The organism is Enterobacter sp. RHBSTW-01064 (assembly GCF_014103035.1).
Classification (GTDB): Bacteria; Pseudomonadota; Gammaproteobacteria; order Enterobacterales; family Enterobacteriaceae; genus Enterobacter; species Enterobacter mori.
This window is the reverse complement of record NZ_JABXOU010000006.1, coordinates 138,046-152,002: the sequence shown is the minus strand read 5'-3', so window position 1 is coordinate 152,002 and position 13,957 is coordinate 138,046. Positions and strand designations below refer to the sequence as shown.

The 13,957-nt window shown below is 55.2% G+C and carries 11 protein-coding genes; all 11 read left to right on the top strand.

What is annotated here, in order from left to right:
- Entirely contained in the window at positions 1-1,317 is a 1,317-nt protein-coding gene (gene murD, locus HV355_RS18140) for a UDP-N-acetylmuramoyl-L-alanine--D-glutamate ligase (protein WP_042718665.1), read from the top strand.
- On the top strand, positions 1,317-2,561 hold the full coding sequence (gene ftsW, locus HV355_RS18135) for a cell division protein FtsW (protein WP_126815983.1): 1,245 nt from the start codon (positions 1,317-1,319) through the stop codon (positions 2,559-2,561). Before murD ends, ftsW begins: the two co-directional genes overlap by 1 nt.
- The gene (gene murG / locus HV355_RS18130) at positions 2,558-3,622 is read left to right on the top strand and encodes an undecaprenyldiphospho-muramoylpentapeptide beta-N-acetylglucosaminyltransferase (protein WP_108417093.1); all 1,065 of its coding nucleotides are present in this window, start codon (positions 2,558-2,560) and stop codon (positions 3,620-3,622) included. The genes ftsW and murG overlap by 4 nt, the downstream gene beginning before the upstream one ends.
- Positions 3,623-3,679: 57 nt before the next feature.
- Positions 3,680-5,155, top strand: coding sequence for a UDP-N-acetylmuramate--L-alanine ligase (murC, locus tag HV355_RS18125; protein ID WP_108417092.1), 1,476 nt, complete (start codon positions 3,680-3,682; stop codon positions 5,153-5,155).
- The gene (locus HV355_RS18120) at positions 5,148-6,068 is read left to right on the top strand and encodes a D-alanine--D-alanine ligase (protein ID WP_182402905.1); all 921 of its coding nucleotides are present in this window, start codon (positions 5,148-5,150) and stop codon (positions 6,066-6,068) included. The genes murC and HV355_RS18120 overlap by 8 nt, the downstream gene beginning before the upstream one ends.
- Position 6,069: 1 nt before the next feature.
- A complete protein-coding gene (gene ftsQ / locus HV355_RS18115) occupies positions 6,070-6,912 on the top strand; it encodes a cell division protein FtsQ (RefSeq protein WP_182402903.1) in 843 nt (280 codons plus the stop codon).
- Positions 6,909-8,165 (top strand): cell division protein FtsA, encoded by a 1,257-nt coding sequence (ftsA, locus tag HV355_RS18110; protein WP_010426970.1) that lies wholly within the window; start codon positions 6,909-6,911, stop codon positions 8,163-8,165. The genes ftsQ and ftsA overlap by 4 nt, the downstream gene beginning before the upstream one ends.
- A gap of 63 nt (positions 8,166-8,228) precedes the next feature.
- Positions 8,229-9,380: a cell division protein FtsZ gene (gene ftsZ / locus HV355_RS18105; protein WP_008501978.1), complete on the top strand. Its 1,152-nt coding sequence runs from the start codon at positions 8,229-8,231 to the stop codon at positions 9,378-9,380.
- A gap of 101 nt (positions 9,381-9,481) precedes the next feature.
- Positions 9,482-10,399: a UDP-3-O-acyl-N-acetylglucosamine deacetylase gene (gene lpxC, locus HV355_RS18100; RefSeq protein ID WP_010426966.1), complete on the top strand. Its 918-nt coding sequence runs from the start codon at positions 9,482-9,484 to the stop codon at positions 10,397-10,399.
- Positions 10,400-10,676: 277 nt separating this feature from the next.
- A complete protein-coding gene (gene secM, locus HV355_RS18095; RefSeq protein WP_029484933.1) occupies positions 10,677-11,180 on the top strand; it encodes a secA translation cis-regulator SecM in 504 nt (167 codons plus the stop codon).
- 59 nt (positions 11,181-11,239) lie between these two features.
- Positions 11,240-13,945, top strand: a complete 2,706-nt coding sequence (gene secA / locus HV355_RS18090) for a preprotein translocase subunit SecA (protein WP_108417090.1) — start codon at positions 11,240-11,242, stop codon at positions 13,943-13,945.
- The last annotated feature ends 12 nt before the right edge of the window (positions 13,946-13,957 follow it).

Genomic DNA, 13,957 nt, shown 5'->3' with positions numbered 1-13,957 from the left:
ATGGCAGATTACCAGGGTAAAAAAGTCGTTATCATCGGGTTGGGCCTCACGGGCCTTTCCTGCGTGGACTTTTTCCTTGCGCGCGGCGTCACGCCACGCGTGATGGATACGCGTGTCTCTCCGCCGGGTCTGGACAAACTGCCGGAACAGGTTGAACGCCACCTTGGTGGTCTGAATGATGATTGGCTGCTGGCCGCCGACCTGATTGTTGCCAGCCCGGGTATGGCGCTGGCGCACCCATCACTCAGCGCCGCATCCGATGCGGGCGTAGAGATTGTCGGGGACATCGAACTGTTCTGCCGCGAAGCGCAGGCTCCGATTATCGCCATTACCGGCTCAAATGGTAAAAGCACGGTCACTACGCTTGTCGGCGAGATGGCAAAAGCGGCGGGTAAGAACGTTGGTGTTGGCGGCAATATTGGCCTGCCAGCCCTGATGCTGCTGGATAAAGGCTGTGAGCTGTACGTACTGGAACTTTCCAGCTTCCAGCTTGAAACCACCTCCAGCCTGCACGCGGCTGCCGCGACGATCCTCAACGTGACTGAAGATCATATGGACCGGTATCCCTTTGGTCTGCAGCAGTACCGCGCGGCTAAGCTGCGCGTTTATGAAAATGCGAAAGTCTGCGTGGTTAATGCCGACGACGCGCTGACCATGCCGGTGCGCGGTGCAGATGACCGCTGCATCAGCTTTGGGATCACCATGGGTGATTACCACCTGAACCGTCAGCAGGGTGAAACCTGGCTGCGCGTGAAGGGTGAAAAAGTGCTGAACGTGAAAGAGATGACGCTTTGCGGTCAGCATAACTACACCAACGCGCTGGCAGCACTGGCGCTGGCGGATGCCGTTGGCCTGCCTCGCTCTTCCAGCCTGAAAGCGCTGACCACATTTACCGGCCTGGCGCACCGCTTCCAGTTAGCGCTGGAACATAACGGCGTGCGCTGGATTAACGACTCCAAAGCCACCAACGTGGGAAGCACGGAGGCCGCGCTGAACGGTCTTCACGTTGAGGGTACGCTGCATTTGCTGCTGGGTGGTGATGGAAAATCTGCAGATTTCTCCTCGCTGAAACAGTATCTCTCCGGAGATAACATCCGCCTGTACTGCTTTGGTCGTGACGGTAGCGAGTTGGCTGAACTGCGCCCGGAGATCGCCGAGCAAACTGAGACCATGGAACAGGCGCTGCGCCTGATCGCGCCGCGCGTGAAGCCAGGCGACATGGTGCTGCTCTCTCCGGCTTGCGCCAGCCTCGATCAATTCAAGAATTTCGAACAGCGTGGTGATGTCTTTACCCGCCTGGCGAAGGAGTTAGGCTGATGCGTTTATCTCTCCCTCGCCTGAAAATGCCGCGCCTGCCAGGATTTGGAATTCTGGTGTGGCTGTTTGCGGCACTGAAGGGTTGGGTGATGGCTTCCCGGGATAAGGATTCCGATAGCCTGATCATGTATGACCGCATGCTCTTCTGGCTTACGCTGGGGCTGGCGGCGATCGGCTTTATCATGGTGACCTCGGCCTCCATGCCGGTCGGGCAGCGTCTGGCTAACGATCCCTTCCTGTTTGCCAAGCGTGACGGGCTGTACATCATTCTGGCGTTCTGCCTGGCGCTGGTGACCTTACGTCTGCCGATGACGTTCTGGCAGCGGCACAGTACAGCCATGCTGATTGCGTCCATTATCATGCTGCTGATCGTACTGGTTGTCGGGAGCTCCGTTAACGGGGCATCGCGCTGGATCGCCTTTGGTCCACTGCGTATTCAGCCTGCGGAATTTACCAAGCTGTCCCTGTTCTGCTACCTGGCGAACTACCTGGTGCGTAAGGTTGATGAAGTTCGTAATAACCTTCGCGGCTTCTTAAAGCCGATGGGCGTGATTCTGGTGCTAGCGATCCTGCTGCTGGCGCAGCCTGACCTTGGTACTGTGGTGGTACTGTTTGTCACCACGCTGGCGATGCTGTTCCTGGCGGGTGCAAAGCTGTGGCAGTTCATCGCCATCATCGGAATGGGGATTTCGGCGGTTGTGCTGCTGATCCTCGCCGAGCCTTACCGTATCCGCCGCGTGACCTCGTTCTGGAACCCGTGGGAAGACCCGTTCGGCAGCGGTTATCAGCTGACGCAGTCGCTGATGGCGTTTGGCCGCGGTGAAGTCTGGGGGCAAGGCCTGGGCAACTCGGTGCAAAAACTGGAGTATTTGCCTGAGGCACACACCGACTTCATCTTCTCCATTATTGGGGAAGAACTGGGTTATATCGGTGTGGTATTAGCGCTATTAATGGTATTCTTCGTCGCTTTCCGCGCCATGTCGATTGGCCGAAAAGCGCTGGAGATCGATCACCGCTTCTCAGGTTTCTTAGCCTGTTCAATTGGTATCTGGTTTAGCTTCCAGGCATTGGTTAACGTCGGGGCCGCAGCGGGTATGCTGCCGACCAAGGGCCTGACGTTGCCGCTGATCAGTTATGGTGGTTCGAGTCTGTTGATCATGTCGACGGCCATCATGTTTTTGTTGCGCATAGATTATGAGACGCGTCTGGAGAAAGCCCAGGCGTTTACACGAGGTTCACGATGAATCAACCGAAGCGGTTAATGGTGATGGCAGGCGGTACCGGCGGACATGTGTTCCCGGGGCTGGCGGTTGCGCACCATTTAATGGATCAGGGCTGGCAGGTACGCTGGCTGGGAACCGCAGACCGCATGGAGGCCGATCTGGTACCGAAGCACGGTATTGAGATCGACTTTATTCGTATTTCTGGCCTGCGAGGCAAAGGCCTCAAGGCAATGCTGCTGGCACCGGTGCGTATTTTTAACGCCTGGCGTCAGGCCCGCACCATCATGAAGCAGTTTAAGCCTGATGTGGTGCTGGGTATGGGCGGGTACGTGTCTGGTCCTGGTGGGCTGGCGGCGTGGTCCCTGGGCATCCCTGTTGTGCTGCATGAGCAGAACGGTATCGCCGGTCTGACCAACAAGTGGCTGGCGAAAATTGCCACCAAAGTGATGCAGGCCTTCCCCGGCGCGTTCCCGAAAGCAGACGTCGTCGGAAACCCGGTGCGCGTCGATGTGCTGGCGCTGCCGCTGCCTGACGCTCGCCTGAATGGTCGTGAAGGTCCGGTACGCGTGCTGGTCGTCGGTGGTTCTCAGGGGGCACGCATCCTGAACCAGACGATGCCGCAGGTGGCCGCAAAGCTGGGCGATGCCGTGACCATCTGGCATCAGAGCGGTAAAGGTGCTCAGCAGACCGTTGAGCAGGCTTACGCCGAAGCGGGGCAACCGCAGCACAACGTAACGGAATTTATTGACGATATGGCCGCAGCCTATGCCTGGGCCGATGTCGTGGTCTGTCGTTCTGGCGCATTAACGGTGAGCGAAATCGCTGCCGCGGGTCTGCCAGCGCTGTTTGTGCCGTTCCAGCACAAAGACCGACAGCAGTACTGGAATGCGCTGCCGCTAGAGAAAGCCGGTGCCGCGAAGATTTTTGAGCAGCCACAATTTACCGCCGATGCGGTCGCCACCACTCTGGCGGGCTGGAACAGAGACGCATTGCTGGAAATGGCACAGCGCGCGCGCGCGGCGGCTATCCCGGATGCAACGGAACGAGTGGCAAAAGAAGTGAGCCTGGCAGCCCAGGCTTAACCCTCGCAGCGCGTGAAGCGCGGCACGAATTTTTAAGTAGTCGATGGCGTTTAGAGAATGAATACACAACAACTGGCAAAACTGCGTTCTATCGTGCCCGAGATGCGTCGCGTCCGGCACATTCACTTTGTTGGCATCGGTGGTGCTGGCATGGGCGGTATTGCCGAAGTGTTAGCTAACGAAGGTTATCAGATCAGCGGGTCTGACCTGGCGCCAAACCCTGTCACGCAGCAGCTGGCGTCGCTTGGGGCGACTATCTATTTCAACCATCGCCCGGAAAACGTGCGCGATGCGAGCGTGGTGGTGGTGTCGAGCGCCATCTCCTCTGACAACCCGGAAATCGTTGCCGCACATGAAGCGCGTATTCCGGTGATCCGCCGCGCTGAGATGCTGGCGGAACTGATGCGTTTTCGTCACGGTATCGCCGTTGCGGGCACGCACGGTAAAACCACAACCACGGCGATGGTATCCAGCATTTATGCGGAAGCGGGTCTGGACCCGACGTTCGTTAACGGTGGCCTGGTGAAAGCGGCAGGCGTCCATGCGCGTCTGGGCCACAGCCGTTACCTGATTGCGGAAGCGGATGAGAGCGATGCGTCGTTCCTGCACCTGCAGCCGATGGTGGCGATTGTCACCAATATCGAAGCTGACCATATGGATACTTACCAGGGCGACTTCGAAAACTTAAAGCAGACGTTTATTAACTTCCTGCACAACCTGCCGTTCTATGGCCGTGCGGTAATGTGCGTTGACGATCCGGTGATCCGCGAGCTGCTGCCGCGCGTCGGGCGTCAGATCACCACTTATGGCTTCAGCGAAGATGCTGATGTTCGTGTGGAAGAGTACAAACAGATTGGTGCGCAGGGGCATTTCACCCTGGCGCGTCAGGACAAAGAACTGCTGCACGTGACGTTGAATGCGCCAGGTCGCCACAACGCCCTGAATGCGGCGGCGGCAGTTGCGGTAGCGACGGAGGAAGGCATTGATGATGATGCGATCCTGCGTGCGCTGGAAAGCTTCCAGGGTACAGGCCGTCGCTTCGACTTCCTGGGTGAATTCCCGCTGGACGCAGTGAACGGTAAATCGGGTACCGCGATGCTGGTAGACGATTACGGTCACCACCCAACGGAAGTGGACGCCACGATCAAAGCGGCTCGTGCGGGATGGCCGGACAAAAATCTGGTGATGATCTTCCAGCCGCACCGCTATACCCGTACCCGCGATCTGTATGACGATTTCGCCAACGTGCTGTCGCAGGTCGATACGCTGCTGATGCTGGATGTTTATTCAGCGGGCGAAACTCCGATTCCGGGGGCAGACAGCCGTTCTTTGTGTCGTACCATTCGCGCACGCGGTAAAGTGGACCCTATTCTGGTTTCGGACCCGGCTCAGGCAGCAGAAATTCTCGCGCCGGTGCTGACGGGTAACGATTTAATTCTGATTCAGGGTGCGGGAAATATCGGCAAAATCGCCCGTACCTTAGCCGAAATCAAACTGAAGCCGCAAACTCCGGAGGACGAGCATCATGGCTGATAAGATTGCTGTCCTGTTTGGCGGCACCTCCGCCGAGCGCGAAGTGTCCCTGAATTCAGGCGCTGCCGTTCTGGCGGGCCTGCGTGAAGGTGGCGTCGATGCGCATCCGGTCGATCCGAAAGAGATTGATGTGACCCAGCTGAAAGCGATGGGCTTCGATAAAGTTTTCATTGCGCTGCACGGTCGTGGCGGTGAAGACGGTACATTGCAAGGTCTGCTGGAGTTAATCGGCCTGCCGTACACCGGCAGCGGCGTGATGGCGTCCGCCATTTCCATGGATAAACTGCGCAGCAAACTGCTGTGGCAGGGCGCGGGTCTCCCCGTTGCGCCATGGGTTGCTCTGACGCGTACTGAATTTGAATTGGGCCTCTCGGACAGCGTTAATACACGCATTGCCGCGCTGGGCTTACCGGTTATTGTTAAGCCGAGCCGTGAAGGGTCGAGCGTCGGGATGTCTAAAGTGGATAAAGCTGAGGATTTATCTGCCGCTTTAACATTGGCATTTCAACATGATGAAGAAGTTCTGATTGAAAAATGGCTCAGCGGGCCGGAATTTACTGTTGCGATGCTTGGCGAAGAAATTTTACCGTCAATTCGCATCCAACCCGCCGGAGTCTTCTATGATTATGAGGCGAAGTATCTCTCTGATGAGACGCAATATTTCTGTCCAAGTGGTCTTGAAGCAGAACGTGAAGCCGATTTACAGTCTCTGGTGCTCAAAGCCTGGAATGTTTTAGGCTGCCGCGGCTGGGGACGCATTGATATCATGCTCGACGGTGACGGGCAATTTTACCTGCTGGAAGCCAACACCTCTCCAGGTATGACGAGCCATAGCCTTGTACCGATGGCAGCGCGTCAGGCGGGGATGAGCTTCTCACAGTTAGTCGTACGTATTCTGGACCAGGCGGGCTGATATGTCTCAGGCTGCATTGAACACGCGCAACCGCGATGAAGAGGAAGAATATACGTCTTCACGCCGGAGTAATGGAACGCGTCTTGCAGGAATTATCTTCCTGCTCGGGGTGCTGTGCACCGTGTTTATCAGCGGCTGGATGGTGCTGGGCTGGATGGAAGATGCGCAGCGTTTACCGCTCTCTAAGCTGGTGGTGACCGGCGAGCGTCACTACACGCGTAACGATGATATTCGCCAGTCTATTCTGGCCCTGGGCTCACCTGGCACCTTTATGACCCAGGACGTCAATATTATCCAGAGCCAGATTGAACGTCTGCCGTGGATAAAACAGGCGAGTGTAAGAAAGCAATGGCCTGATGAATTGAAGATTCATCTGGTTGAATATGTGCCCATTGCGCGTTGGAATGATCAGCACATGGTAGACGTAGACGGAAATTCCTTCAGCGTCCCAAGCGATCGTGTCAACAAGCAAAATTTACCGATGTTGTATGGCCCTGAAGGCAGCGAAAACGAAGTGTTACAAGGTTTCCGCGAGATGGGCCAGATGCTGGCTAAGGATCGCTTTACGTTAAAAGATGCCGCAATGACGGCGCGCCGCTCCTGGCAATTGACGTTAACGAACGGGATCAAGCTCAACCTTGGCCGCGGCGACACAATGAAACGTCTGGCGCGATTTGTAGAACTTTACCCGGTTTTACAGCAGCAGGCGCAGACGGACGGCAAACGGATAAGCTACGTTGATTTGCGCTATGACTCAGGCGCAGCAGTCGGTTGGGAGCCGGCTCCGGTCGAGGAACCTAATCAGCAACAGAATCAGGCACAGGTACAGGCAGAACAACAATGATCAAGGCGACGGACAGAAAACTGGTAGTTGGACTGGAGATTGGCACCGCGAAGGTTGCCGCTTTAGTAGGGGAAGTTCTGCCCGACGGTATGGTCAATATCATTGGCGTGGGGAGTTGCCCATCCCGTGGTATGGATAAAGGTGGGGTAAACGACCTTGAGTCGGTGGTGAAATGCGTTCAGCGCGCCATCGATCAGGCTGAATTAATGGCAGATTGCCAGATTTCTTCTGTCTATCTGGCCCTTTCTGGCAAGCACATCAGCTGCCAGAACGAAATCGGTATGGTGCCGATTTCAGAAGAAGAAGTGACGCAGGAAGATGTAGAGAATGTTGTGCATACGGCGAAGTCCGTGCGCGTGCGCGATGAGCATCGCGTACTGCACGTGATCCCGCAGGAATATGCGATCGACTACCAGGAAGGGATTAAGAACCCGGTGGGTCTTTCCGGCGTGCGTATGCAGGCAAAAGTGCACCTGATCACATGTCACAACGATATGGCGAAGAACATCGTTAAAGCCGTTGAACGTTGTGGACTGAAAGTTGACCAACTTATTTTCGCCGGTCTGGCCGCGAGTTATTCCGTGCTGACCGAAGATGAACGTGAACTGGGCGTCTGTGTGGTCGATATTGGTGGTGGTACAATGGACATGGCTGTCTATACCGGCGGCGCGTTGCGCCACACCAAAGTGATCCCTTACGCAGGGAACGTTGTGACCAGCGATATTGCCTACGCCTTTGGTACGCCACCGAGCGATGCAGAGGCCATTAAAGTCCGCCACGGTTGCGCACTGGGTTCTATCGTGGGCAAAGATGAGAGCGTTGAAGTGCCGAGCGTAGGTGGTCGTCCACCGCGCAGCCTGCAGCGCCAGACGCTGGCAGAGGTAATTGAGCCGCGCTATACCGAGCTGCTCAACCTGGTCAACGAAGAAATTTTGCAGTTACAGGAACAGCTTCGTCAGCAGGGTGTTAAGCATCATCTTGCGGCGGGGATTGTATTAACCGGCGGGGCAGCGCAAATTGAAGGTCTTGCGGCCTGCGCTCAGCGCGTGTTCCATACGCAGGTGCGTATTGGTGCGCCGCTGAATATCACCGGTTTAACGGATTACGCTCAGGAGCCGTATTATTCAACGGCCGTGGGCCTGCTGCACTACGGGAAAGAATCCCATTTGAGTGGTGAGGCAGAAGTGGAAAAACGCGTCTCGGTGGGGTCGTGGGTCAAACGACTTAACACCTGGTTGCGAAAAGAGTTTTAATTTTTTTAAGAGACCGGAGAGAATTAGCGGTCTCGGGCGACAGGCACAACGGAGAGAGAAATTATGTTTGAACCTATGGAACTGACCAACGACGCGGTGATTAAAGTCATCGGCGTCGGTGGCGGCGGCGGTAACGCCGTAGAGCATATGGTACGTGAACGCATTGAAGGTGTTGAATTCTTTGCAGTTAACACCGATGCGCAGGCACTGCGTAAGACGGCAGTTGGCCAGACTATCCAGATCGGCGGTGGCATCACCAAAGGGCTGGGCGCTGGGGCTAACCCGGAAGTCGGTCGCAACGCGGCTGAAGAAGATCGTGAAGCCCTGCGTGCTGCACTGGAAGGTGCGGATATGGTCTTCATCGCAGCGGGCATGGGCGGCGGTACCGGTACCGGTGCAGCACCTGTCGTGGCTGAAGTGGCAAAAGATTTAGGTATCCTGACCGTTGCTGTCGTGACCAAGCCTTTCAACTTCGAAGGCAAGAAGCGTATGGCCTTCGCGGAGCAGGGTATCACCGAGCTGTCCAAACATGTGGACTCTCTGATTACCATCCCGAACGACAAACTGCTGAAAGTTCTGGGTCGCGGTATCTCCCTGCTGGACGCCTTTGGCGCAGCAAACGACGTGCTGAAAGGCGCGGTTCAGGGTATCGCTGAACTGATTACCCGCCCTGGTCTGATGAACGTTGACTTTGCAGACGTTCGTACCGTGATGTCCGAAATGGGCTACGCGATGATGGGCTCTGGCGTGGCGAGCGGTGAAGACCGTGCAGAAGAAGCGGCTGAAATGGCTATCTCTTCTCCACTGCTGGAAGATATCGATCTGTCTGGTGCGCGCGGCGTGCTGGTCAACATTACCGCTGGCTTTGACCTGCGTCTGGATGAGTTCGAAACCGTGGGTAACACCATCCGTGCGTTCGCCTCTGACAACGCTACCGTGGTAATCGGTACCTCCCTTGACCCGGAAATGAACGACGAATTGCGCGTCACTGTTGTTGCCACCGGTATCGGTATGGACAAGCGTCCTGAGATCACGCTGGTCACCAACAAACAGACTCAGCAGCCGGTGATGGATCGTTACCAGCAGCACGGTATGTCTCCACTGACTCAGGAGCAGAAACCGGCCGCGAAAGTGGTAAACGACCCGACTCCACAAACGGCAAAAGAGCCAGACTATCTGGATATCCCGGCGTTCCTGCGTAAGCAAGCTGACTAGGAATTGGCTGGAATTTGGGGATTTTCGCTCTTTGTGCTAAACTGGCCCACCGTTAGTGATATACACTCTCGGTTGGATAGTTAATTTGGCGAGATTATACGATGATCAAACAAAGGACACTTAAACGTATCGTTCAGGCGACTGGTGTCGGTTTACATACCGGCAAGAAAGTCACCCTGACGCTGCGCCCTGCGCCGGCCAATACCGGGGTCATCTATCGTCGCACCGACTTGAATCCACCGGTAGATTTTCCGGCCGATGCCAAATCTGTGCGTGATACAATGCTCTGTACTTGCCTGGTGAACGAGCATGACGTGCGGATTTCTACCGTAGAGCACCTGAACGCCGCCCTGGCGGGTCTGGGTATCGACAACATTATTGTTGAAGTCGATGCACCAGAAATCCCGATCATGGATGGTAGTGCTGCACCGTTCGTCTATCTGTTGCTGGATGCCGGCATCGAAGAACTGAACTGCGCGAAGAAATTTGTTCGCATCAAAGAGACCGTTCGTGTCGAAGATGGCGACAAGTGGGCTGAATTCAAACCGTACAATGGTTTCTCGTTGGACTTTACCATCGACTTTAACCATCCGGCGATTGACTCCAGCACCCAGCGCTATGCGATGAACTTCTCTGCTGATGCGTTTATGCGTCAGATCAGCCGTGCTCGTACGTTCGGCTTTATGCGTGATATCGAATATCTGCAGTCCCGCGGCCTGTGCCTGGGCGGTAGCTTCGATTGTGCCATCGTTGTTGACGATTATCGCGTACTGAACGAAGACGGCCTGCGTTTTGAAGATGAATTCGTTCGTCACAAAATGCTGGATGCGATCGGCGACCTGTTTATGTGTGGTCACAACATCATTGGTGCATTTACCGCGTTTAAATCCGGTCATGCGCTGAACAACAAATTGTTGCAGGCCGTCCTGGCAAAACAGGAAGCCTGGGAATATGTGACCTTTGAAGACGAAGCTGAACTGCCGCTGGCCTTCAAAGCACCAAACATGGTTCTGGCGTAACGGTCTATACCGTTCGTAAAAAATCGACTGGTTAACCTGGTACTCTCTCCGACCAGGAAGACCAGTCGTTTTTATTTTTACACTTCTTTGTTTTCCCCGGTTTATCCTCACGCCCGTCTGGCGTAGAAAATCTGTGCGTTAGCTGCATTCTTGACCGTTTTTCCCTGCTGCATTACGTCATTCCTGCTGCTGCGCATTGGCTTTAGTGGTAATATCTGGGCGCTAAAAAGAATAACTGAACTCAGCCTCTGCAAGGCTGGCTTATTGGGTGGAGCAAGTGAGCGGAATACTGACGCGCTGGCGACAATTTGGCAGACGTTACTTCTGGCCGCATCTCTTATTGGGGATGGTCGCGGCGAGCCTCGGCTTGCCTGCGCTCAGCAACAGTGCTGAAGCGGCAACACCGACAAAAACCTCCACCACCAAGCACGATCTCACCACGCGGGTTAATTTTACCAACCTCGCACTGCTTGAAGCGAATCGCCGCCCAAACTTCTCGGTTGATTATTGGCATCAACACGCCATCCGCACGGTTATCCGTCATCTGTCCTTCGCGATGGCACCGCAGACCATGCCTGTTGCTGAAGAGACGCTGCCGGTTCAGGCTCAGCACCTTGCTCTGCTGGACACGCTCAACGCGCTGCTCACGCAGGACAGCCAGCCGCCGGTCATGGTTCGTCAGACGGCGCAATTCGCATTCATTCCGCCTGCCACATTTTCTGTCTCGACATGGATAAGCCAGGTTCACGGCATCCGTGCCGGACCGCAACGCCTCAGCTAAATTAACCTTATTTCAATACCTTAATTTATCTGCCCATCTGGGGCGTTTGAGAATTTATTATGTTAATCAAATTATTAACCAAAGTTTTTGGTAGTCGTAACGATCGTACCCTGCGCCGTATGCGTAAAGCTGTTGCCGTCATCAACGGTATGGAACCGGCGATGGAAAAGCTGTCAGATGACGAGCTGAAGGCGAAAACGGCGGAGTTCCGCGCGCGTCTGGAAAAAGGCGAAACCCTGGAAAGCCTGATCCCGGAAGCGTTCGCTGTCGTGCGTGAAGCGAGTAAACGCGTTTTCGGTATGCGTCACTTCGACGTGCAGCTGCTGGGTGGTATGGTGCTCAACGAGCGCTGCATCGCGGAAATGCGTACCGGTGAAGGTAAAACCCTGACCGCGACGCTGCCCGCTTACCTGAACGCACTGACCGGTAAAGGCGTTCACGTCGTTACCGTCAACGACTATCTGGCACAGCGTGACGCCGAAAACAACCGCCCGCTGTTTGAATTCTTAGGCTTGACCGTGGGCATCAACATGTCCGGTCTGCCTGCACCAGCCAAGCGTGAAGCCTATAACGCAGACATCACCTACGGCACCAACAACGAATACGGCTTCGACTACCTGCGCGACAACATGGCGTTCAGCCCTGAAGAGCGCGTACAGCGCAAGCTGCACTATGCGCTGGTGGATGAGGTGGATTCCATCCTGATCGATGAAGCGCGTACCCCGCTGATCATCTCCGGCCCGGCCGAAGACAGCTCTGAAATGTACCGTAAAGTCGACAAAATCATTCCGCACCTGCTGCGTCAGGAGAAAGAAGACTCCGATACCTTCCAGGGTGAAGGTCACTTCTCTGTTGATGAAAAAGCGCGCCAGGTTAACCTGACCGAACGTGGTCTGGTTCAGATTGAAGAACTGCTGGTGGCTCAGGGCATTATGGAAGAGGGTGAGTCTCTTTACTCTCCAACTAACATCATGTTGATGCACCACGTGACGGCCGCACTGCGCGCGCACGCGCTGTTCACTCGCGATGTTGATTACATCGTTAAAGACGGTGAAGTGATCATCGTTGATGAACATACCGGCCGTACTATGCAAGGGCGTCGCTGGTCTGACGGTCTGCACCAGGCGGTTGAAGCGAAAGAAGGCGTTGATATTCAAAACGAAAACCAGACGCTGGCGTCTATTACCTTCCAGAACTACTTCCGTCTGTACGAGAAGCTGGCAGGGATGACCGGTACTGCAGATACCGAAGCGTTTGAATTCAGCTCTATCTACAAGCTGGATACCGTGGTTGTTCCTACCAACCGTCCGATGATCCGTAAGGATATGCCGGATCTGGTGTACATGACCGAAGCGGAAAAAATTCAGGCGATCATCGAAGATATTCGCGATCGTACCGCGGCGGGCCAGCCGGTGCTGGTGGGGACCATCTCCATTGAGAAATCCGAAGTGGTTTCCAACGAGCTGACTAAAGCGGGCATTAAGCACAACGTTCTTAACGCCAAATTCCACGCCAAAGAAGCAGATATCGTTGCGCAGGCGGGTTATCCGGGAGCCGTGACCATCGCCACCAACATGGCGGGTCGTGGTACGGATATTATGCTCGGCGGTAGCTGGCAGGCCGAAGTGGCGGAGCTGGAAAACCCAACACCAGAACAAATTGCGCAGATCAAAGCCGACTGGCAGGTGCGTCACGATGCCGTGCTGGCATCGGGTGGTCTGCACATCATTGGTACCGAGCGTCACGAATCTCGTCGTATCGATAACCAGCTGCGTGGCCGTGCGGGCCGTCAGGGTGATGCCGGTTCTTCTCGCTTCTACCTGTCTATGGAAGATGCGCTGATGCGTATTTTTGCCTCCGACCGCGTGTCCGGCATGATGCGTAAACTGGGTATGAAGCCTGGCGAAGCGATTGAGCACCCATGGGTCACCAAAGCGATTGCTAACGCACAGCGTAAAGTGGAAAGCCGTAACTTCGATATTCGTAAGCAGCTGCTGGAATATGATGATGTTGCCAACGATCAGCGTCGTGCAATCTATACCCAGCGTAACGAACTGCTGGACGTGTCCGACGTGAGTGAAACCATCAACAGTATCCGTGAAGACGTGTTCAAAGCGACGATCGATGCGCATATTCCTCCGCAGTCTCTGGAGGAAATGTGGGATATCGAAGGTCTGCAGGAACGTCTGAAAAATGATTTCGACCTTGAGCTGCCAATCAAAGAGTGGCTGGACAAAGAGCCTGAGCTGCACGAAGAGACGCTGCGTGAACGTATCTTCGAAACTGCGCTGGACGTCTACAAGCGTAAGGAAGAAGTCGTTGGCGAAGAGATGATGCGTCACTTCGAAAAAGGCGTGATGCTGCAGACGCTCGACTCCCTGTGGAAAGAGCACCTGGCGGCGATGGACTACCTGCGCCAGGGTATCCACCTGCGCGGCTATGCGCAGAAAGATCCGAAGCAGGAGTACAAGCGTGAATCCTTCTCCATGTTTGCCGCTATGCTGGAATCGCTGAAGTATGAAGTTATCAGCACTCTGAGCAAAGTTCAGGTGCGTATGCCGGAAGAAGTAGAAGCGATGGAGCAGCAGCGTCGTGAAGAAGCTGAGCGTCTGGCACAGATGCAACAGCTGAGTCACCAGACTGACGAAAGCGAAGCCGCAGCGGCGATCGCAGCGCAGACTGGCGATCGTAAAGTGGGCCGTAACGATCCGTGCCCATGTGGTTCCGGTAAAAAGTACAAGGCGTGCCACGGCCGTCTGAGCTAAGACGTTAACAAC